Raw genomic sequence first — 20,519 nt, 5'->3', positions numbered from 1 at the left:
AGCACCCTAGAGCACGCGCGGCAAATCGCGCCGCACCGCCTCCCGGTCGCCGAAATCGAAGTGCCACCACTCGCTGTGGATGCCTTGAAAGCCGGCTTGCCGCATCGCCGCACGCAGCCAGCCACGCTCGGCGATTTGTGCGGGCTTCAGCAGACCCAAGGCCATGTGTTCGGCCTCGTGATCGGGGTGCGAGAGCAGGTTCATCTCGTCAAAACCCGAACCCATATCGACCTCGCGGCCCTGCGGGTCCAGCATGGTGAGGTCTAGCGCCATGCCGAAGGAATGGATAGAGCCCCGCTGCGGCTCGGCCAGGTACTGCAGCAGCGGCGTGCCCTGCAGCTCGGCCCACAAGACTTCTTGCACGCGTTGCGGGCGCAGCGCGTCCAGCACCCGCAAACGGTAGCCGGGGCGCTGTGTCGCCAGCCATTGGGCGGCGTTGACCAAGGCGGCGGCGGCCTCGCGGCGCAGCCAGGCACAGTCGAGTCCGCCGTAGACGGCGCGCTGGACAAAGTTGTCCGGCGTGGCGTAGCGCAAATCGAGATCAATCTCGCTCAGGCTCAGCAACGAGCAGAAGTCGGCGTGCGCGGGGACGTCTTCGCAGGCAATCATCATCATGCGGTGTTCAATCCTTCCAGGCTCTTACGGGCGGCTTCGCCCAGATACTTCACCAGCCGCCGCGCGGTCTGGGCCAGCGGCGCGCTGGCGGTGGTCAGCAGATACAGCTGCACCGGCACGGCAGGGCTGAGCGGCCTGAGGCAGACGCGGCTGCGGTCGGCCGACGCGGCGGTGAATGGGTCGACCAAGGTCATGCCAACGCCGGCTTCCACCAAGGCCCGAGCCAGCTGATAAGTCTGCACGGTGATGCGGCTTTGCAAGGGAGTGTCCAGCGCCTCGGCATTGCTATGCACCAGGGCGGCGAGCGGATCATCGCCAGCCAGCCCGACCAAGGGCGTGCGAATCTGCTCCAGCGACAGCGGCCCGCTTTCGGCGGCCTCCGGGCTGCCCAAGGGGCATAACGCCGTCATCAAGCCGCTGGCCAGCACCTCGGCCTTGATGCCGGGGTGATGCGGGTCCTGCAGCGACAAGGCCAGGTCGGCCTCGCCCAAGAGCAGGGCGGAGACGATCTCGCGCGTGTGGTTGGTGGCCAGCGAGCAATGGCTTTGCGGGAAGGCCTTGCACCACTGCGTCATGGCCATCGGAATCACCGCCGCGCCCAAGGTCGGCGTGGCCACCAGCCGCACCAGTTCCGACTCCCCGCTGCGCAGATTCGCCGCCAGGCGCCGGATACCGACCAGATCACGGTTGAGCTTGTCCACCTCGATGAACAGCCGGTGTGCTTCCGGCGTTGGGTAGAGCTTGCCGCGCACGCGGTCAAACAAATTCATGCGCAGCTGCAACTCGCAATGCTGCAAGACCTTGGTCACCGCCGGCTGCGAAATGTGCAGCAATTGCGCGGCACCGCTGATGGTGCCGGCCTGCATGATGGCGTGGAAGACCTCGATATGGCGTAATCTCATAGGCTATTTTCTGTACACATGCTCGAAGTCAACGCTGCCATTGGGCGCCATCACGAAGCCCTGCACATCCTTGCGCATCGGGATGTAGACGGTCGAGTGCGCCATCGTGATCCAGGGCCGCTCGCGTTTGAATATCTCTTGTGCTTGCTCGTACAGGGCGACGCGCTTTTGTGGGTCGGTGCTTGCGCGGGCCGCGTCGATCAGGCGCTCGAACTCAGGGTTACAGAACTTGATGCCGGTCTTGTTGGCCGCGCAGCTCAAATTGGGCGTTAAGAATTCATCCGCGTCACCGGTCTCGCCGGCCCAGCCGCTCATATAGACGCTGTGTTCGCCGTTGTTGGCCCGCTTCAGGTACTCGCCCCACTCAAAGGTCTTGATATGGGCCTTGACGCCGATCTTGGCCCAGTCTTGCTGGATCAGCTGCGCCATCAACTGCCCATTCGGGTTGGTGGGCCTGGCCACCGGCAGCGCCCAGAGGTCCAGCTCCAGGCCGTCGGCAAAGCCCGCCTTGGCCAGCAAGGCCTTGGCGCGGGCGGGGTTGTATTCGTTCTTCAAGGCCTTGTTGAAGCCGGCAATCGCGGGCGGAAAAGCGCTGACCGCCTGCAAGGCATCGCCGCGCGGGAACAGCGCTTTGAAGATCGAATCCCTGTCGATGGCGATGTCCAGCGCCTCGCGCACCTCGCGCCTGTCGGTCGGTGCCTTGCGCAAATTGAAAGCCAGGTAGGAGATGTTCAGCGCCTGCGTTTTCATCACCGTGATGTCCTTGCGGCCGTCCATCGCGCTCAGGTCAAGGTCGCGCACCGCCGCAGTGATGTGGCATTCACCGGCCAGCAGCTTTTGCACCCGCACATTGGGTTCTCGGCTGATGCTGAAGATGAGCTTTTCGGTCTGCTGCTGGGGGCCCCAGGTGTCCGGGTTGGCTTGCATGCGCAGCACATGGTCTTTGGCATAGGACTTGAAGCGGTAGGGGCCGGTCCCTATCGGTTGGGTGTTGATCTGGCTGGCCCGGCCCTGGCTGAGCAGTTGGGCGGCATATTCGGCCGAGTGAATGCCGGCCCAGGCCATCGCGAAGTTGGCAGCAAAAGTGACATTGGGTGCCTTCAAGCGAAAGCGCACCGTGTGATCGTCGATGCGGTCTATGCCCTCCAGCAGCTTGGCCAGGCCGAGGTTCTGCGCGTAGACAAAGGTGGCAGGGAAGGCTTTGTTGAAGGGGTGTTGCGGGTCGATGAAACGCTCAAAAGTGAACATCACATCATCGGCATTGAATTCGCGTGTGGGCGTGAAGTAGGGTGTTTGGTGGAACTTCACGCCTTGCCTGAGGGTGAAGGTGACGCTCTTGGCGTCGGGCGAGATGGTCCAGGCGCTGGCCAGCTGCGGCTGCAGCTCGGTGCCGCCGCGCTTGAAGCCTAGCAGGCCTTGGAACATCTGGCCGGTGGCGGTGTTGGTGCTGGCGCTGTCCCACATGCCGGGGTCAAAACCCTCGGGGCTGGCGTCGGCGCAATACACCAGCGGTTTGGCCAAAGCCGGCAGGCCGATCATCAAGGCCGCAGCGAAGCCAAGCAGGACTCGCAAGACGGTGAAGCGCTGAAGATTCATAGGGGGCAAGCCAAGCAGGCAAGGAAGAGGGCAATCCAACGCATTGTTGAAAGCGCAAGGCCATCACCACAAGTGAATAGAAGGCCGGTGTCTATAAGTTTTGATTATGGGGCAGGGGCTCAGGCGCTGCCGACGACGTGGCAGGCCACTTGCCGGCCGTCAAGCGGGCGCAATTGCGGCGCCTCTTGTTGGCACCGCGCTTGCGCCAAGGGGCAGCGCTGGTGGAAGGCGCAGCCGGGCGGCGGCTTGAGCGGGCTGGGCAGCTCGCCTTGGAGCTGAATTCGCACGCGCCGGTCGGCCGCGCGCAGGGCCGGCGTGGCGCTCATCAGTGCTTGCGTATAGGGGTGCAAGGGCCGCGCGAACAGGGTCTTTTTGGGGCCGACCTCGACCGCGCGGCCGAGGTACATCACCATCACATCGTCGGCCACATGCTCGACCACGCTGAGGTTGTGGGAGATGAAGACATAAGCGGTCTTGAACTCGGCCTGCAGATCCAGAAAGAGGTTGAGGATTTGCGCCTGTATCGACACATCGAGGGCAGACACCGGTTCGTCCGCGACCACCACCTTGGGGTTCAGCATCATCGCCCGGGCGATGGCAATGCGCTGGCGCTGGCCGCCGGAGAACATATGCGGATAACGCTGTAAATGCTCGGCTCGCAGGCCCACCTTGGCGACCAGCGCCTCGATGCGTTCACGCCGCTCGGCCGGGCTTAGCAAGGTGTTGAGGCTGAGTGGCTCATCCAGCGTGGCGCCAATGCTGGCGCGCGGATTGAGCGAAGCAAAAGGGTTTTGAAACACCATCTGCACCTGCTGGCGCAGCGCCTTCAAGGCTGGCTTGTCGGCGCCAGCCACATCCACGCCGCTCAGTTGCAAACTGCCCGAGCTGGGGGCTTCGATCAGCGTCAGCTGGCGCGCCAGCGTTGATTTGCCGCAGCCTGACTCGCCCACCACCGCCAGCGTGCGCTGCGGCCAGAGCTGGAAGGAGACACCGTCGAGCGCCTTCACCGTTGTTTTCGGTTTCAGCCAGCCCTGCACGACCTTGTAATGCCGGCTCAAGGCTTGCGCATGGACCAAAGGCGTGGCATCAGACATGCTCTGAGTTCCTTGTCAGCGGGAAAAAGCAGCGCACTCCGGTCAGCAGCGCAGGGCGCTCGCTCTGGCAGCGCGGCTGCACCTGGCCGCAGCGCGGAGCAAGCAAGCAGCCGAGGGGCCGGTCCAGCGCGCCCGGCACGATGCCCGGTAGCGCCGCCAGCCGCTGGGCGCCGCGGTTATGTTCCGGAATCGCGGCCAGCAATGCGGCCGTGTAAGGGTGTTTGGGCGCCTCGAAGATCGCCGGTGCCGCGCCGGTTTCAATCACCTGACCGGCATACATCACCGCGACCTGGTTGCTGCCGGCGCGGGCACTTTCGGCCGCTTCTGCCATCTCGGCCACCACGGCCAGATCATGCGTGATCAAGAGCAGGCCCATGCCCTGCTCGGCCTGCAAGCGCAAGAGCAGCGCCATGATCTGAGCTTGAATGGTGACGTCCAGCGCGGTGGTGGGCTCGTCGGCAATCAAGAGCTTGGGCCCACAGGCGATCGCCATTGCGATCATCACGCGCTGATTCATGCCGCCCGAGAGCTGATGCGGGTAAGCCTCGGAGCGCCGCGCGGCATCAGGGATCTCCACCAGCTCCAGCAACTCGATCACTCGGCGCTTGAGGGCCGCGCCGCGCAAGCCCAGATGCACGCGCAAGACTTCGCCGATCTGGAAACCGACGCTATAGCTCGGGTTCAAGCTGCTCAAGGCATCTTGAAACACACAGGCGATCTCGCGCCCGATGATTTTGCGGCGCTCGGCCGCGCTCATCCGCAGCATGTCCCTGCCTTGGAATTCAAGCGTATCCGCCGCCACCCGGCCGGGCGCATCGATCAAGCCCATCAAGGCCAGCATGGTGACCGACTTGCCCGAACCGGATTCGCCCACAATGGCCAGCAAATCGCCGGCGTCCAGGCTCAGGTCAAGGCCGTCGACGGCCGGGAAAGCGCCGAACTGCACGCGCAGGTTTTTGATTGTCAGCAGCGCGGCCATCAGTGCAAGACCTTCAGCTTGGGGTCAAGCGCGTCGCGCAGGCCGTCGCCCATCAGATTGATGGCCAGTACGGTGGTCAGAATGCTCAAACCCGGCAGAGTCACCACCCAGGGCGCGCGCAGCATATAGTCGCGCGCCGCCGACAGCATGCCGCCCCACTCGGGCAGCGGCGCCTGCACGCCCAGGCCCAAGAAGCCCAGGCCGGCGGTCTCCAGAATGGCCGAAGAAAAGCTCAGCGTCGCGTTCACGATCAGTGGCGCCATGCAGTTAGGCAGTACGGTGATGAACATCAGGCGCAGCAAGCTGGCACCGGCCATGCGGCTGGCGGTGACATAGTCGCGGCCAATCTCGGCCAGAGCGCTGGCGCGGGTCAGGCGGGTATAGCCGGGCAGCGCGCCGATGGCAATCGCGATCACCGTGTTGATCAGGCCCGGCCCCAGCACCGTGATCACACAGATCGCCAGCAGCAGGCCCGGCAGGGCCATCATGATGTCCATCACGCGCATGATGAGGGGCGACAGCCAGCGCGGCTGAAAGGCGGCCAGCAGCCCCAGGCTGACGCCGGGCAGCATAGACAGCAGCACCGAGGCCAGTGCGATCCCCAGCGAAATGCGCCCGCCATGCAGCAGGCGCGAGAGCATGTCGCGGCCCAGCTCATCGGTGCCGAGCAAAAAGCGCGTGCTGCCGGATGAGGCCCACACCGGCGGGGTCAGCATATGGTCGCGGAACTGCTCGGTCGGGCTGTACGGAGCCAGCCAAGGCGCCAGCACGGCGGCCGTAGCGATCAGCGCGAACACCACCAAAGCGAACAAGGCGCCGCGATTGGCGGCAAAGCCGCTGCAGAACTCGCGCCAGGGAGTGGGCATAGGCAATGCGGGCGCTTGTAGTTGCTCCTGCGCCTGTTGCTGCTTGAGGAGGGCCTGGGTCATCAATGCGAGGCGCGGATGCGCGGGTTGAGTACGCCGTAGAGCAGATCGACGCCTAGGTTGACGAGGATGAAGCTCAGCGCAGAAATCAAGATGCCGGCTTGCACGACGGGATAGTCGCGCCTGGCAATCGAATCGATCAGCCATTTGCCTATGCCGGGCCAGGAAAAGATCGTCTCGGTCAGCACCGCACCGGCCAGCAGGCTGCCGGCCTGCATGCCGATCACGGTCAGCACCGGGATCAAGGCATTGCGCAGCGCGTGGACGAAGATGACGCGCGCCGGTGACAGGCCCTTGGCGCGGGCAGCGCGGATGTAGTCCTCGCGCAGCACCTCCAGCATCGACGAGCGCGTCATGCGCGCCACCACTGCCATGGTGCTGGTGCCCAGCACCAGCGCCGGCAGCAGCAGATGCAAGCAGGCCGAACGAAAGGCGCCGGCTTCCTCCGAGACCCAGGCGTCGAACAACATGAAGCCGCTGATGGGCACTACCTCGAACTCGATGCCGATGCGCCCGGAGATCGGCGTCCAGCTCATTTGCACCGAGAAGAACATGATCAGAATCAGCCCCCACCAGAACACTGGCATCGAGTAGCCCACCGTCGCCACGCCCATCACGCCTTGGTCCAGCCAGGAGCCCCGTTTGAGCCCGGCCAGCACGCCCAGCAGCAGACCCAGTGTCACGGCCATCAGCAGCGCGGCCACCGCCAACTCCACGGTGGCCGGGAACAGCGTGGCGAACTCGCTCGCCACCGATTCGCGGCTGACCAGCGATTGCCCCAGATCGCCCTGCGCCAGCTTGCTGACGTAATCCCAATACTGAGCGGGCAAAGATTGGTCCAGCCCCATTTGCTTGACCAGCGCGGCGTGGGCCTCGGGCTCAAGGCTGCGTTCGCCCATCATCACCTCGATCGGGTCGCCTGGGATCAGCCGGATCAAGCCGAAAGAAACCAGCGTGATGCCGAGCAGCGTAGGCAGCAGAGCGGCTAGTCGTTTGAGTATGAAGGCGAACATGGTGCTTAAGCGTCTACCAGCGCGGGGTGTAGGGCTTGGCGCCTTGAGTCGGCGTGTTCAGCAACATGCCGTTCGGGCTCAGCATCACCTCCAGCAGCGCGGCGGTTTCGGCGTCGGGCGTGCCGCTGTAATCGCTAGCGCGGTATTTCATCTGAAAAGTCGAGATCACATCCTTGGTCGCTTGATCAAATTCGCCGGTGAGCGCCAGCTTGTAGCCAACCCGGGCGAGCTTGTCTTGGAACCAAGCCGCGCCCGGCGGCAGGCTTTCGAACAGCGCGATCTTGTCTTTCACCTGCGCCAGATCCGGCCACGGGATGATGCCTTCGTCGGCCAGGCGCTTCCAGGGGAACTTAGGGCCGGGGTCTTGCTTGCGGCCAGGGGCGATATCGGCGTGGCCGATGATGCGCTCGGGGCGGATCTGGTGGCGAGCCACGATGTCCCTGACCAGCCGAATCACTTCCTGCACCTGCTGCTCGGGGAAGTCTGCATAAACCCGACCGGCGGGTGTGTCCACATAGCCGGCGTTGACGATTTCGATACCGATGGAGGAGGAATTCAGCTGGGTGTGGCCGGCCCAGAAGCTGGGGCCTGCGTGCCAGGCGCGGCGGTTCTCGTCGACCAGCAAATAGCTGCGCGCGGGCTCATCGCGCACCAGGTAATGGCTGCTGACCTGGCCGCCTTTCGTCAGCACGCGCAGTGATTTCTCCCAGTCCAGCACGGTGTAGTGCAGGACCAGAAAGAGTGCCCGGCTGTCTTGGTTGTCCGAGCTGTAGCTGCGGTCGATGTGGGGGCCGCCGGGCGTGGTGGCACAGGCGCTGAGCAGCAGCGCCAATGTGAGGGCCAGCAGGGACTTTGAGTGCAGGGTTTTTGGCATGGCTTGGAGGCAGAGTTTCAAGGGGCCGCAAGGGCGGCGGCCAGCGCCGCCTGTCTTTGCGGCTGTAATTGTTGCAGCTGAATGTCGGCCGCCGGGCCCAGCGCCTTATTCAGATGCTGGCGCAGACTGTGTTCGATCAGCGGGCTAAGCGTCAGCGCGCGCCCTGCCAGCACGATAGGGCGCGGGCCGAAGCGTTGCACCATCGCCTCAGCCAAGCGAGCCAACTCTTGGCCGGCGCGGCGCAGCAGCGCAGCTGCACGCGGGTCCTCCTGCGCGCTGGCGGCAACGGCCAGGGCCAGTTGACCAAGCTGGCCGCGTGAGCCTTTGTAGACATAGGCACGGGTGCTGGTCCAGTCGCTGCTGCCCATGGCCGCAAACAAGGCACGCGCCATCGCCGACTCGGCCATGGCGCTGCCCGGTGCGGCGTCTTCCATGCGCCAGACCTGGGCAAGGGCTTGGGCGGCTATCCAGCCGCCGCTGCCTTCGTCCCCGAGCAGCAGGCCGCGTCCACCGGCCCGGTGCAGCCGATCTTCCGAGTCGACAAAGGCGGCCACCGAACCAGTGCCGGCATAAATCAAATAGCCGCCAGCCTTGTTGCTGAAGGCGGCGTGCCAAGCTAGTCGGATGTCGCTGCGGCAATGGATCGCTTGCGGTGTCATCGCCAAGCTCTGGGCCAACAAGCATTTCATCTCGGCGATGCCTTGCAGATCGCTGTCCGGCAAACCGGTGATGCCGGCGTGGATGGCGCCTATTGGGCCGTAGGGTTGAAGTGCAGCCGCCAGCGCAGCCAAGGTGCAGCGCAACTCGGCACGGCCGCCCTCGTCCGCCATTTGCAAGCCGCTCAGGCCGGCTACCTCGCCTTGCGCCAACACCTTGCCGGCACGGGCCAGCGCCCAGCGGGTCTGCGTGCCGCCAGCATCAATGCCCAGCCCCAAACTTGTTGGCGGGGCTGTTTTTGACAACTGGGCAGGGGCGACATTCATGGCCGTCAGCCTAGGGCTGGCGTGCTGAGCAAGCAAATGTCAATGCGGGCGCAAGGCATAACTTTTCAGAATGGGCCGGAGTTTCAGTGCCTTGCCGGGTGGGGCCAGGTGCAGCACTACAGCTAGATCTTGATAAAGCAGCGCCGCGCCCAGAGCGCCCAAGCCATCAGCCAGAGCACTGCCGTGAAGGCTAGCGCATAGAGCAGCGAGGCGTTCTCGGGGCGCATTTCGAGCGCCAATATAGGGCCGTAGAGCCAAGCCTTCAGCGTCTGAGCCTTGCTGAGCTGCCAGTGTCCCAGCAGCTTGGCCAGCAGGCCCGACAGGGTAAAGATGAACAAGGCATTCATGCCCAACATCAGCAGCGGGCGGGCGCCTCGACTCAAGCAACTGCGCCAACGAGCGCTGGGCATGGCGTCCAGCAGCCAGTAGAAAACCACGAAGATGAGCAAGGCCCATCCCGTCATCGCGACTGCGTAAGACGGCGTCCAAAGGCTCTTGTTGATCGGCATCAGCCAGACGTTCAGCAATTCGCCCAAGCCAAGGCAGGCAAGGCCCGCCACCATCAAGCCTTGCGGCTTTTCACTCGGCTCGCGCTTGCTCAATAGCCATTGGCCGGTCAAGGCGCCGGCCAACAATCCTGCCAGCGCGGGCAGCGTCGATAGCAAGCCCTCGGGGTCCCAGGTCTTGCTGTGCTGCCACAAGTGCCCGTCCAGCAGCGCGCGGTCAAGCCAGGCGCCGACGTCTTCGCCCGGCAGTAGCGAGCCGCGGTGCCAGATGCCCTGTGCGTCCGGCACCGGCACGTAAAGCTGTATCAGGCTATAGCCGACCAGCAGGCCGACGGCCCACCACAGCTGGGCCCGCCAGCCACACCACAAGACGATCGGAGCCGCCAGCAAGGTGCACAAGCCCAAACGCTGCAAGACGCCGGGAATGCGCAGTTCACTCAAACTGAAGCTCGGGATGAAGTTGAGCAGCAGGCCCAGGGCGATGATGAGCAGCGCGCGACGCGCGGTTTGCCGCAGCAAGAGCAGTTTCTCGTCGCCGAGCTCGATGCGTCGAGTCAGGCTGATGCTCATCGAGTTACCGCAGATGAACACGAAAAAAGGGAAGACCCAGTCGGTGAAGGTCCAGCCGTGCCATTTGGCGTGGGCCAAAGAGGGGTAGAGATGCGCCCAGTCACCGGGGTTGTTGACCAGCAGCATGGCGGCGATGGTGAAGCCTCTGAAGGCGTCCAGCGAGAGCAGGCGTTGCTTCATGGCGGCCCTGCTTGCTCACGCCGGGGTTCTTGCATATTCAATCAATCAATCAAGCCAGCGTGCTGGCCTTGCCCCCTGCGAGCGCCTGCCTGACGTTGCTGTCGGCCTGTTCCAGCGCGATTCGCGCTTGCTCGACAGGCAGCTGCAGCCGCAGCGCGACGACGGCCAGCTTCACGTGATTGCCGCAGGCCTCAAGCATGGCCCGCGCGCTCGCCTCATCGGCCGCGCCGGCCTGCATCGTCATGGCCAGCGCACGCCGCACAAGTTTGGCGTTACTGGCCTTGAGGTCCACCATCAGATTGCCGTAGACCTTGTTCAGTTTGACCATCAAGGCGCTGGAAAAGGTGTTCAGCGCCATCTTTTGCGCGCTGCCGGCTTTCAGCCGCGTGCTGCCCGAAATGACTTCCGGGCCGGTGTCCAGGGTGATGCCGATGTCGGCCAACTCGGCCACTGGCGCATTCGGATTGTTGGCAAAACCCAGGGTCAAGGCGCCGGCGTGGCGGGCCTCGCGCAGCGCGCCCAGCACATAGGGCGTGGCGCCCGAGGCTGCCAGCAGCAAAACCACGTCGTTGGCCCTGGGTTGAAGTGCGCGCAGGTCTAGCGCGCCTTGGGGCTCATCATCTTCGGCGCCCTCGACCGCCACAAACATGGCCGAGGGGCCGCCCGCCAGTAAAGCCAGTGCGCGCTCATGGGGCCAGGAAAAAGTCGGGTGCAACTCGACGCTGTCCAGCACGCCCAGGCGCCCGGATGTGCCGGCGCCGACATAAATCAAGCGGCCGCCGGCCTGTATGCGCGGCAAGGCCTCGGCGACGGCGCGCGCCAGTTGAGGTGCGGCCAGCCGCACCGCATTGACGGCGTCGGTCTGATCCTCGATGAAGCAGGAAATCAGCTCAGGCAGCGCGTACTGATCCAACTCTGGATGCGAGCTGCTGGGAGATTCGGTCTTGAGCATGAGGTGGCCCCGGAGTCTCGTGACACTCTAAGGGCCAAGCTGCATTTGTGCCAATCACGAGCGGCGTGTTGGCCATAACGGCAGGTAATTGTGTCGCTGAGCGGGCTTTAGCCCGCGAAGCGTCCCCGCAAGTAAGCAATGATGGCGCCGGATTCGCCCAGCCATTGCACCGAGCCATCGGCTTCGGTGATCTTCAAGCAGGGCACCTTGCTGGCACCCGAACCCTGCATCAGCGTGGCTTTATTGCCTTCGTCGTGCTGAGCGTCCAATTGAGCGATAGGCAAAGCCAGCGCGTGGATTTCTTGCCGAACCTTGATGCAGAAGGGGCAGGTCTTGAATTGATACAAGGCCAGGCTGGCGCATTGCTGATCGACCTTGGCTTGGGCCTCGGCGCTGCGCTTCATGGGTGCCGGGCGGGCCAAGCGCTCTTTCAGCAGCATGACGGGGCCGAGCACGATGCGCAAGGTTCTGAAGAAGAGTCGGATCAGTGGTTTCATGAAGGTGGGCCGTAATAGGAAAAGCGAGCGGCTATGAAAAAACCCCCAACACCTTGGAAGATGCTGGGGGTTTAGTTTGGCTCCTCGACCTGGGCTCGAACCAGGGACCTACGGATTAACAGTCCGGCGCTCTACCGACTGAGCTATCGAGGAATTATTCGGTGTCAGCAGGCTTGACTCAAAAGAGTAGGCCTACATAAATGGGAAAAGCCGCTTGACCTTGCGATCAAGCGGCTTTTTCGTTTTCTGTGGCTCCTCGACCTGGGCTCGAACCAGGGACCTACGGATTAACAGTCCGGCGCTCTACCGACTGAGCTATCGAGGAACAGAGCCTCAGATTATAGACCAGTTTTCCTAGGCTTTACAAGTGGTATTCCAAACTGGCGCGGAAAGTTCTTGGCGCCAGCGGGTAGAGGTAGACATGGCCGAACTGGAACGGCGACTCTTTCCAGGCCCGCTTGTCGGTCAAATTGTCGACACCGACTCGCCACACCAGCAACTGCCGGCCCATCAATGCCTGCTCGAAGCGGGCGCCGGCGTCCAGGCGGGTCCAGCCAGGGATGCTGACGCTGTTGTCTGCAAGCACCGCGCGTGGGCCTTCATAGACGAGTCCGGCTTGCAGTTGCAGGCCACTCAAGGCGGCGACATCTTGGCGTGCTTGCAGGCGCAGGCTACGCTCGGCCACGTTCTCGGGCCGCAGGCCGTTGAGGCTTGCTTCGGCGCTGTCTTCGCGGCGTGCCTTGAGCTGCATCGCGCTGGCCAGCAGGCCACCGCCGGCCCATTTCAGGTCGGCCTGCGCTTCCAGGCCTTGATGGCGAGCGATGCCATCGGCGCGGCGCACGCAGCTGCCCGGCTTGCTGTCCGAGCATTCGCCCAGATCGGCCCATTTGGGGCGGCTGGTGTTGAACCAGTTGAGCGACCAATCGACGGTGTTGCTGCCGGCCTTCAGGCCGATTTCTACCTGGCGGCTGGTCAAGGCGGGCAGGGCACGGCCGGCAGCGTCACCATAACGTTCGCGGTTCGGTGTGACTTCGCTCTCTACCCCTTCGCCCCAGCTGGTATAGGCCATCAGTTGGCTGTTGATCGCGTAGCTCAGGCCCAGCCAGGGCGTGGTGATGTTCTGCGTGTAGCCGGTGGCGCGCGATCCATCGGTGCGCACGCTGTCGCGCTCCAGTCGCGTATGGCGCAGGCCGGCCCAGGCTTGCCAGTCGGCGCTGAGCTGGAGGGCGTCGCGCAGATAGAACTCCGTGCTGCGCTCGTCGCGGTTGGTGTTCTCGTCCGTGAGGCTGGGGTCGGCGATGGTGATGGCCTTGCCGTCTATGGTGCCGGTGCCGGCCCAGTTATAGGCCTGCTTTTGAAAGCGGCTGTTGAAGCGGCTGAGCAAGACGCCGGTGCTGATTTGGTGAGTGATGCTGCCCGTCGCCAACTTGCCTGCCAAAGACAGATCCAGAGCCTCGCTATTGCGGCGCTCGTTCTCGCTGCGGAAGTCGTACATGTCGAAGCTGCCGTCGGGGCAGTAGCGATCAGCGTAATAGTTGCCGTCCGCTGCGGTGCAGCCATAGGCATAGGCCAGCCTGTCATCGGTCTTCAGGCGCTGCACGCCCAAGTGCGCCTGCGCGCGCCAATCGGCGCTGAGCTTTTGCGTGACGCGCACCGATGCATGGCTGTTGTCAAACACCACCGGCTGCGTCCAGCTTTGATTGTTCAGATTGATGCGCGGATCGAAGTCTTTGGCGCTGGGCAGCTTGTCGCCCAGCATGCTCATGCCGGGCTGGCTGGGCTGGCTCTGCTTGTTCAGCTCGAACTCGGCCTCGATCAGGGTGTCAGACGACAAGCGCCAGTCGCCTGCCATGGCCAGCAAATGGCTGCGGCCCTCGGCGTCGCGCAATTGAGGCTTGAGCTCGGCGGCGGCTGCGTTGACTCGCAGGCCGAAGGCTTGGCCCTCGCCGAAGCGTTGGCTCCAGTCCAAGCTCGCCTCGGTCGTGCCGCGCTCGCTGAGTGACAAACCCAGCACCGTCATGGGCTGAGCTGTCGGCCGTTTGACGATCATATTGACCAGGCCGCCGGGTGAGCTGGTGCCGGCTTGGATGCCGCTGCTGCCCTTGAGAATCTCGACGCTTGCCTTGTTGCCCAGCGCCAAGGCGGTTTCCGCATTGATGGGCAAGCCGTCGCGGCGGTAGTTAAAACGGTTGTCGAGGTCGAAGCCGCGAATCTTCAGGTAGGACACATAGCCTGCCGCGTTATAGGCGTCGCCGACACTGGCGTCCAGCGCGGTCAGTCCAGACAGCGCGTTAATGCCAGCGTCGAGCAGGCGCTCGCTGCTGATCAGGCTGAGCTGCAGGGGCAGCTTGGCGACCGGAATTTCACCGAAACCCCCGACTTGCGAGGGTGTGTCGGCAGCGCGACCGGCAACAGATACTGTGGGCAGGCTTTGCGCCAGCGCGGCAGTGCCGCAGATCAGGCCGGCCGCAGCGGCCAGCAAGGACTTCTTGGAAATTGGAGTTGTTGTTGTCATCGGAACAGCAAGCGATGACAGGGCGGCAAACGACGGGACTCTCACGTCATGAGAAAAGGAGAGAAGGACGTGGACCGTGATGCTTGCTTCCCTGCGCGAGGATTACCTCAATCAGGTTCAAAGGGACTTTCTCAGCCGATTCAAATTGCAATGAATCAGCACCCCTAGCGAAGGCAGCGACCTCAATCGCTGCTTGGGCCGCATTGTATCGGCCCATGAAAAAGGCCCGCATTTCGCGGGCCAATCTAGAGAAGCGACATGGCCGCAGGGCTTGCTCAAAGCCGTTCCAGCTAGGCGCATCGCCGAAGACAGTAGCAGCGCTACGGCAAGGCGATGCAACGACGCTGGGGCGGCTTCTCGCGAGCCTCCCCCTTAGTCGAAGACGGGTGACTCGACGCCCAGCACCTTGTGCAACTTCGGGCTGGTGGTCGTGTACTGCAGATGAATCCGCTTGTCCGGGCTGATGTAAGGCATGGCGCCGAAGGCAGCCAACGCGCATTCATGGAAGCCCGACAGAATCAGCTTCTTCTTGCCTGGATAGGTATTCACGTCGCCCACGGCAAAGATGCCCGGCACGCTGGTCTGGAACTTTTCGGTGTCGACCACGATCTGCTTGCGCTCCAGTGCCAGGCCCCACTCGGCGATCGGGCCCAGCTTCGGAGAAAGGCCGAAGAACACCAGCAACTGTTCGCAAGGCATCACGCGGGTGACGCCGTCGCCGCCGGTGACCTTGATGTCGGTGAGAACGCCGTCAGCCTCGACGATGTCCGTCACCTGGCCGACCACGAATTGCATCTCGTAGGCGTCGCAGAGTTCGCGCATCTTGGCGACCGAGGCGGGCGCGGCCTTGAAGCCGTCGCGGCGGTGCAAGAGGATCACGCTCTCGGCCTTGTTGGCGCTGCCGTCGGCATTGCCGGCGCAGAAGTTCAGCGCCCAGTCGAGTGCCGAGTCACCGCCGCCGACGATCACCAGGTTCTTGCCGGCGAACTGCGCCGGGTTGCGAACGCGGTAATGGAGCTGGTTGCCCTCGTACTTGTCAATGCCGTCGACCTTCAGCGTGCGTGGCTGGAACGAGCCCACACCGCCAGCGATGAAGATGGTCTTGGTCAGGAACTGCGTGCCCTTGGAGGTCTCGACGAAGAAGCGGCCATCTTCTTGCTTCAAGACGGTGGTGACTTCCTGGCCCAGGTGGAAGGTCGCGCCAAAGGGCTCGATCTGCTTGAGCAGGTTGTCAGTCAGCTCTTTGCCGGTGCAGATGGGCACGGCCGGGATGTCATAGATCGGCTTGTCCGGGTACAGCTCGATGCATTGGCCGCCGGGGTAGGCGAGCGAGTCAATGATGTGGGCTTTGACTTCGAGCAATCCGAGCTCGAAAACCTGGAACAGTCCGACCGGACCGGCGCCGACGATGACGGCATCGGTCTGAATCGCGTCGGGTCCGGGCACTGGGTGGGTGTCGGCCGTCGTGGCAATCTCTGCGTTCAATTGAGCATCCATTTTTTCTTGGGGCCTGAGCTTGGAGCCAGGCGGCGTTCTACAAATTAGCGGAGCAGCTCGGGCAGCTTGCCCGTGCGATCCTTCCAGTCATCAGCGTCCGGCAGCGGGGCGTGGCGCTTGGTGATGCTGGGCCATTTCTTGGCCAGATCGGCATTCAGCTTGATCATGTGCTGCATATTGCCGGGCACATCTTCCTCCGGCACGATCGCATTGACCGGGCACTCAGGGATGCAGACGGCGCAGTCGATGCACTCATCGGGATCAATGGTCAGAAAGTTCTGGCCTTCGCGGAAGCAATCGACCGGGCAGACATCGACGCAGTCGGTGTACTTGCAGCGGATGCATGATTCGAGGACGACGTGGGTCATGATGGTGCAGCTCGTGTTGTTGTTTGGTCTGAATTGCCGCGCAATGCCATTTCACTCTGAGGCTGAACGGCGGCAAAACGCGGATTTTAATCGCTTGGGGTGCTCATGCCGGCTTGATGCGTCGCAAGACCCGGCGTGATGCTGGAATTTGTTGGCGCGGACTGTGCTTGCGGTGGTGGCAAAGCCAGCGCTTTGGCGCCAGCGCCAACGGTCACCACGGTCGGCCGGCCCTTGTGCAGCAGCGAGGCCGCTGCGAGCGAATCCACCCGGTGATCACTGGCCAAGGCATCGACACAGCCCGCCTTGGAGACCACGCTGACCGCCGTATCTGCCGGCCAACCGGCCTCAATCAGTTTGCGGCCCAAGGGGCCGAGCTGGCGTCCGGCCATATAGAAGACTTCGGTGTCGGCCGAGCGTGCGGCTTGCAACTCGCCCAACTGTGTCATCGCCGTCGTCAGGCTGACGCTGCGGCCCGTGCCGCGCCGTGTCAAAGGGCGCTGCGTTTGCGCGGCAGCGGCAATCGCGGCGGTCACGCCGGGCACCACTTCGCTGGCGATGCCGGCCTCGGCCAAGGCCAATAACTCTTCTTCCAAGCGGCCAAACACGCTGGCGTCGCCGCCCTTCAAGCGCACCACCAGGCTGTGGCTCAAGGCCTGCTTGACCAGGGTCGCGTTGATGGCGGTTTGCTTGGTGGAATGGCAAAAGCCACGCTTGCCGACGTCGATCCAGACCGCGTTCGGCGCCAGCTCGCGCAGGGCCGGGTCGGTCAAGGCGTCGAACAAGACGACCTCGGCCGCGCCCAAAGCTCGCGCACCGCGCACGGTGATCAAGTCGGCCGCGCCCGGGCCGGCGCTGACGAAGATGACTCGGCCTTTGGTCTTGCTCATCGCTTCAGCTCGCTGCGCGCACCAGCAGGGCGCCGCTGGTGCGGTTGCTGGTCGGGTCGACAACGATCAGCGCGCCGCCGATGCGGTTGTTGGCATAAGGCTCAACCGGCAGGGCGCTTTGCGTTTCGATGCGCACATGGCCGATCTCGTTGACCTTGATTTCGGCGGCTTCCTGCTCGGCCAGGGTATGGATGTCCAGGCGGTGCTCAATCGCACTGATACGCGCCTGCACCCAGCGGTTGCCATGGCGCAGCCAATACTTGCGCCCAGCGACTGCCGGCTCGGTGTCCAGCCAGGCCAGCGTCGCCTCAAAGCTTTGCGTCGGCGTGGCCGAGCCGGGCGTGACGATCCAGTCGCCGCGCGAGACGTCGAGTTGGCGGTCCAGCAGCACACCGGCCGACTCGCCGGCGACGCAATGCGCGACCGTCTCGCCGGCGCGCCGCACTTCGGCGACGATGGCCGTTTGGCCGCTGGGCAAAATCTGGATCTGGTCGCCCGCCTTGACCTGGCCATGGGCGATGCGGCCCCACAGCGTGCGCGGCTGATGGCCAACGCCATCACCGGCATCGCCAGGTTCACGCGCCACATATTGCACCGGGATCGACAGCCCACCTTCGACTTTTTCCTGCACACCGGGCAGGCTTTCCAGCACTTGCAGCAGCGAGGGGCCTTGGTACCAAGTCGCCCATTCGCCGTCCAGCGGCTGGGTCACGTTGTCGCCGCGCAGCGCCGACACTGGCACGATGGCGGTGACTTCAATGCCGGCTTGCTCGGCAAAAGCGCGCAAGGCTTTGCTGACCGCCGCGAAAGCTGGGCCGGGTTGCTCCAGCGCGTCGAGCTTGTTGACGGCAAAGACGATGCTGGGCACGCGCAGCAGATGCGCTAACAGGCTATGCCGGCGGGTCTGCGGCAGCAGTGTGACCGCGTCCACGCTGGTGTCCAGCTTTGTGATGTCCACCAGCACCACGGCGGCGTCCGATCCGGCGGCGGCGGTCACCATATTGCGCGTGTACTGCTCATGGCCGGGCGCGTCGGCGATGATGAATTTGCGCGACTTGGTGGCGAAATAGCGGTAGGCCACGTCGATGGTGATGCCTTGCTCGCGCTCGGCCTCCAGGCCGTCGGTCAGCAGGCTCAGGTCCAGGGGCTGTCCGGCGGCGCGCTTTTCCAGCATATCGAGCTGGTCGGCCAGGATCGCTTGGCCGTCGAACAGCAGGCGGCCGATCAGCGTGCTCTTGCCGTCGTCAACGCTACCGGCGGTCAGGAAGCGCAAGGCGCGGTGGTGGGTGTCGACTTCGCTGTCGTGGACGATTTTTTCAGTCACGGTTGTCATCAGAAATATCCTTCCTTCTTGCGGCGCTCCATCGAGGCCTCCGAAGTTCTGTCGTCCATGCGGGTGGCGCCGCGCTCGCTGACGGTCACGGTCAGCGTCTCGGCGACGATGTCGGTGGCGGTTGCGGCATTGCTTTCGACCGGGCAGGTGCAGGTCATGTCGCCGACGGTGCGAAAGCGCACGGTGGCCGTCTCGACCACTTCGCCGGCTTCCGGCGGCGTCACCTCGGTCAGCGGCACCAGCAAGCCTTTGCGGCGAATCACCTGGCGCTCATGCTTGTAGTACAGGCTGGGCAGCGGGATGTTCTCGCGCGCCAGATAGAGCCACACATCCAGCTCGGTCCAGTTGCTGATCGGGAAGGCGCGGAAATGCTCGCCCGGCCGAATCCGCGTGTTGAACAAGCTCCACAGCTCGGGCCGCTGCTCCTTGGGCTGCCATTGGCCGAAGCTGTCGCGGTGGCTGAAGATACGCTCCTTGGCGCGCGCCTTTTCTTCGTCGCGGCGGGCGCCGCCGATCAGCACGTCAAAGCGGTTCTCTTCGATTGCCTCCAGCAGCGTGACGGTCTGGTGGCCGTTGCGCGACTCCAGTGGATAGGCCAGGCGTACCGTGCCTTTTTTGATCGACTCGTCCATGTGCGCGACGATCAGGCGGTCACCCGATTCGGCCACCAACTGGTCGCGGAAGGCGATCACTTCGGGGAAGTTGTGGCCGGTGTCTACATGCACCAGCGGGAAGGGCAGCTTGCCTTTGTAGCTGCCATCGGCTTGTCGTGTCTTGAAGGCTTTTTCGGCCAGACGCAAGACCACGCAGGAGTCCTTGCCGCTGGAGAACAGCAGACCCGGGCGTTCGAAGGCGGCGGCCACTTCACGCAGGATGAAGATGGCTTCTTCTTCCAGGTGGTCGAGGTGGCGGTGGTCGATATTCGGCAGCAATTGGTTCAGGTTCACGGGGGCGTTCATGCCGAGGCTCCAGTCTTTTCTGCTTCTGAAATTTGGCGAGTGGCGTGCAGTCCGCACTCTTTGGCCGAACTGTCCTCCCACCACCAGCGCCCCGAGCGGAAATCTTCTCCGACGGAGATCGCCCGCGTGCAGGGCGCGCAGCCGATGCTGGGCATGAACTGGTCGTGCAGCGCGTTGAAGGGCACGTCAAACGTGGCGATGTAATGCCAGACATCGGCCCAGCTCCAGTCGGCCAGCGCGTTGATCTTGGTCCGGCCGTTGTTGTCGGTTTCGCTGAAGGGCACGACAGCGCGGTTGCTGGACTGTTCGCGGCGCAGGCCAGTGATCCAGGCGGTGTGGCCTTCCAGCATGCGGCTTAGCGGTTCCAGCTTGCGAATCGCACAGCATTCCTTGCGCAGCGCCAGGCTCTCATACATGGCGTCGGCGCCGCGCACACGCACGAAAGTGACGACCGCATCATTGACCGGGCTGTAGACAGCGATCTTGAGGCCATAGCGCGCCTCGATCTGCGGCAGCAGCGCCAGCGTTTCGGCATGCAAGCGGCCGGTGTCTAGCGTGGCGATGCTGATCGGCAGTTTGTGGCGGGCGATCAGGTCGGTGATGACCATGTCTTCGGCGCCCAGGCTGCTGGACTGCAGCAGGCCATTGCCATGATCAAGTGAAGCCTCTTGCAAAAGCTCGACAGTCTTGGCCAGGCGTTCGGCAAAGCCGGCAGTTTCTCGAGCGTAGAGCTTGATGGCCGGGGCGCTGGTCGCTGCGCCCGGTAGCGAAAAGACCTCGCCGCTCATGCCTCACCCCGTGCAAACAAGGGCTGCTTGGCGTCCACATCGCCCTGGTAATGACCTTTGAAGAAGCCCAGCGCGCGCTCGGCCGCGGCCTTCGACTGGTCGGCGCGCATGTGCACCGCATCAAAGCCGGTGCGGGCCAGCAGCGGCAGCATGTCGACCAAGACTTCGCCGGTGGCGCGGATCTCGCCGGCGAAGCGGTAACGCGAACGCAAGAGCTTAGCCTGGCTGTAGGCGCGGCCGTCCACCCATTTCGGGAACTTCAGCGCGATCATCGTCAGGCGAGGCAGATCGGCGACCAAGCCTTCGATATCAAAGTCGTTGTTCAACTCGACCGCTGTCACCAAACCGGCCGGCCAATGGTCGCGCACCGCATGCCATTGCTCCAGGCTCAGGAGGATGTTTGGCGCTGGATCGGGGTGCGGCATAGGGCCGTCTTCGCCGACCACGTGGTGCCACTGCTGATTGTGGTTATCAATAAACTTCAT

The 20,519-nt window shown here is 63.7% G+C and carries 20 protein-coding genes, 2 tRNA genes and 1 riboswitch; all 22 genes read right to left on the bottom strand.

All coding sequences use genetic code 11. From position 1 onward, the window contains the following. Nucleotides 1–6 precede the first annotated feature (6 nt). The 22 genes from LNV08_RS14865 to LNV08_RS14760 all read right to left on the bottom strand — a co-directional run bounded on the left by LNV08_RS14865 (nucleotide 7) and on the right by LNV08_RS14760 (nucleotide 20,519). Nucleotides 7–615, bottom strand: a complete 609-nt coding sequence (locus tag LNV08_RS14865; protein ID WP_263534507.1) for a M15 family metallopeptidase — start codon at nucleotides 613–615, stop codon at nucleotides 7–9. Beyond that, nucleotides 612–1,517, bottom strand: a complete 906-nt coding sequence (locus LNV08_RS14860; protein WP_263534506.1) for a LysR family transcriptional regulator — start codon at nucleotides 1,515–1,517, stop codon at nucleotides 612–614. The genes LNV08_RS14865 and LNV08_RS14860 overlap by 4 nt, the downstream gene beginning before the upstream one ends. A gap of 3 nt (nucleotides 1,518–1,520) precedes the next feature. Next, nucleotides 1,521–3,113 carry an ABC transporter substrate-binding protein gene (locus LNV08_RS14855; RefSeq protein ID WP_263534505.1) on the bottom strand — a complete coding sequence of 531 codons (1,593 nt, stop codon included), beginning with the start codon at nucleotides 3,111–3,113 and terminating at the stop codon, nucleotides 1,521–1,523. Between the two features lie 119 nt (nucleotides 3,114–3,232). After that, nucleotides 3,233–4,207 carry a peptide ABC transporter ATP-binding protein gene (locus tag LNV08_RS14850; protein ID WP_263534504.1) on the bottom strand — a complete coding sequence of 325 codons (975 nt, stop codon included), beginning with the start codon at nucleotides 4,205–4,207 and terminating at the stop codon, nucleotides 3,233–3,235. Continuing rightward, complete coding sequence (locus tag LNV08_RS14845) at nucleotides 4,200–5,186, bottom strand: ABC transporter ATP-binding protein (RefSeq protein ID WP_263534503.1); 987 nt, start codon at nucleotides 5,184–5,186, stop codon at nucleotides 4,200–4,202. Before LNV08_RS14845 ends, LNV08_RS14850 begins: the two co-directional genes overlap by 8 nt. Beyond that, nucleotides 5,186–6,052 carry an ABC transporter permease gene (locus LNV08_RS14840; protein ID WP_263534770.1) on the bottom strand — a complete coding sequence of 289 codons (867 nt, stop codon included), beginning with the start codon at nucleotides 6,050–6,052 and terminating at the stop codon, nucleotides 5,186–5,188. The genes LNV08_RS14845 and LNV08_RS14840 overlap by 1 nt, the downstream gene beginning before the upstream one ends. Before the next feature lie 62 nt (nucleotides 6,053–6,114). Beyond that, nucleotides 6,115–7,125, bottom strand: a complete 1,011-nt coding sequence (locus LNV08_RS14835) for an ABC transporter permease (RefSeq protein WP_263534502.1) — start codon at nucleotides 7,123–7,125, stop codon at nucleotides 6,115–6,117. 13 nt (nucleotides 7,126–7,138) lie between these two features. Next, nucleotides 7,139–7,999, bottom strand: a complete 861-nt coding sequence (locus LNV08_RS14830) for an N-acetylmuramoyl-L-alanine amidase (protein WP_318014126.1) — start codon at nucleotides 7,997–7,999, stop codon at nucleotides 7,139–7,141. A 17-nt stretch (nucleotides 8,000–8,016) separates the two neighbouring features. Next, nucleotides 8,017–8,982 carry an N-acetylglucosamine kinase gene (locus tag LNV08_RS14825; protein ID WP_263534501.1) on the bottom strand — a complete coding sequence of 322 codons (966 nt, stop codon included), beginning with the start codon at nucleotides 8,980–8,982 and terminating at the stop codon, nucleotides 8,017–8,019. 122 nt (nucleotides 8,983–9,104) lie between these two features. Then, a complete protein-coding gene (locus LNV08_RS14820; protein WP_263534500.1) occupies nucleotides 9,105–10,238 on the bottom strand; it encodes an acyltransferase family protein in 1,134 nt (377 codons plus the stop codon). A 49-nt stretch (nucleotides 10,239–10,287) separates the two neighbouring features. Beyond that, entirely contained in the window at nucleotides 10,288–11,190 is a 903-nt protein-coding gene (locus LNV08_RS14815) for an N-acetylmuramic acid 6-phosphate etherase (RefSeq protein ID WP_263534499.1), read from the bottom strand. Between the two features lie 107 nt (nucleotides 11,191–11,297). Then, a complete protein-coding gene (locus tag LNV08_RS14810; protein WP_263534498.1) occupies nucleotides 11,298–11,687 on the bottom strand; it encodes a glutaredoxin family protein in 390 nt (129 codons plus the stop codon). Nucleotides 11,688–11,764: 77 nt separating this feature from the next. After that, nucleotides 11,765–11,840 (bottom strand) — tRNA-Asn (locus tag LNV08_RS14805). A gap of 96 nt (nucleotides 11,841–11,936) precedes the next feature. Beyond that, nucleotides 11,937–12,012, bottom strand: a tRNA-Asn gene (locus LNV08_RS14800). Nucleotides 12,013–12,048: 36 nt separating this feature from the next. Further along, the gene (locus LNV08_RS14795) at nucleotides 12,049–14,202 is read right to left on the bottom strand and encodes a TonB-dependent siderophore receptor (protein WP_263534497.1); all 2,154 of its coding nucleotides are present in this window, start codon (nucleotides 14,200–14,202) and stop codon (nucleotides 12,049–12,051) included. Nucleotides 14,203–14,273: 71 nt separating this feature from the next. Beyond that, nucleotides 14,274–14,378, bottom strand: a riboswitch (TPP riboswitch). 196 nt (nucleotides 14,379–14,574) lie between these two features. Further along, nucleotides 14,575–15,699 carry an NAD(P)/FAD-dependent oxidoreductase gene (locus LNV08_RS14790; RefSeq protein WP_263534496.1) on the bottom strand — a complete coding sequence of 375 codons (1,125 nt, stop codon included), beginning with the start codon at nucleotides 15,697–15,699 and terminating at the stop codon, nucleotides 14,575–14,577. Nucleotides 15,700–15,743: 44 nt separating this feature from the next. After that, nucleotides 15,744–16,067, bottom strand: a complete 324-nt coding sequence (gene fdxA / locus LNV08_RS14785) for a ferredoxin FdxA (RefSeq protein WP_263534495.1) — start codon at nucleotides 16,065–16,067, stop codon at nucleotides 15,744–15,746. An 86-nt stretch (nucleotides 16,068–16,153) separates the two neighbouring features. Beyond that, a complete protein-coding gene (cobA, locus tag LNV08_RS14780; RefSeq protein ID WP_263534494.1) occupies nucleotides 16,154–16,954 on the bottom strand; it encodes a uroporphyrinogen-III C-methyltransferase in 801 nt (266 codons plus the stop codon). 4 nt (nucleotides 16,955–16,958) lie between these two features. After that, the gene (locus tag LNV08_RS14775) at nucleotides 16,959–18,287 is read right to left on the bottom strand and encodes a sulfate adenylyltransferase subunit 1 (protein WP_263534493.1); all 1,329 of its coding nucleotides are present in this window, start codon (nucleotides 18,285–18,287) and stop codon (nucleotides 16,959–16,961) included. Beyond that, entirely contained in the window at nucleotides 18,287–19,246 is a 960-nt protein-coding gene (gene cysD / locus LNV08_RS14770; protein ID WP_263534492.1) for a sulfate adenylyltransferase subunit CysD, read from the bottom strand. The genes LNV08_RS14775 and cysD overlap by 1 nt, the downstream gene beginning before the upstream one ends. Then, nucleotides 19,243–20,034, bottom strand: coding sequence for a phosphoadenylyl-sulfate reductase (locus LNV08_RS14765; protein ID WP_263534491.1), 792 nt, complete (start codon nucleotides 20,032–20,034; stop codon nucleotides 19,243–19,245). The genes cysD and LNV08_RS14765 overlap by 4 nt, the downstream gene beginning before the upstream one ends. Then, entirely contained in the window at nucleotides 20,031–20,519 is a 489-nt protein-coding gene (locus LNV08_RS14760; protein ID WP_263534490.1) for a DUF934 domain-containing protein, read from the bottom strand. Before LNV08_RS14760 ends, LNV08_RS14765 begins: the two co-directional genes overlap by 4 nt.

Origin of the sequence: Paucibacter sp. TC2R-5 (assembly GCF_025717605.1) — a bacterium.
Taxonomy (GTDB): domain Bacteria; phylum Pseudomonadota; class Gammaproteobacteria; order Burkholderiales; family Burkholderiaceae_C; genus Paucibacter_A; species Paucibacter_A albus.
Note: the sequence above shows the minus strand (reverse complement) of the source record. Positions and strands in the feature narration are given on the sequence as shown.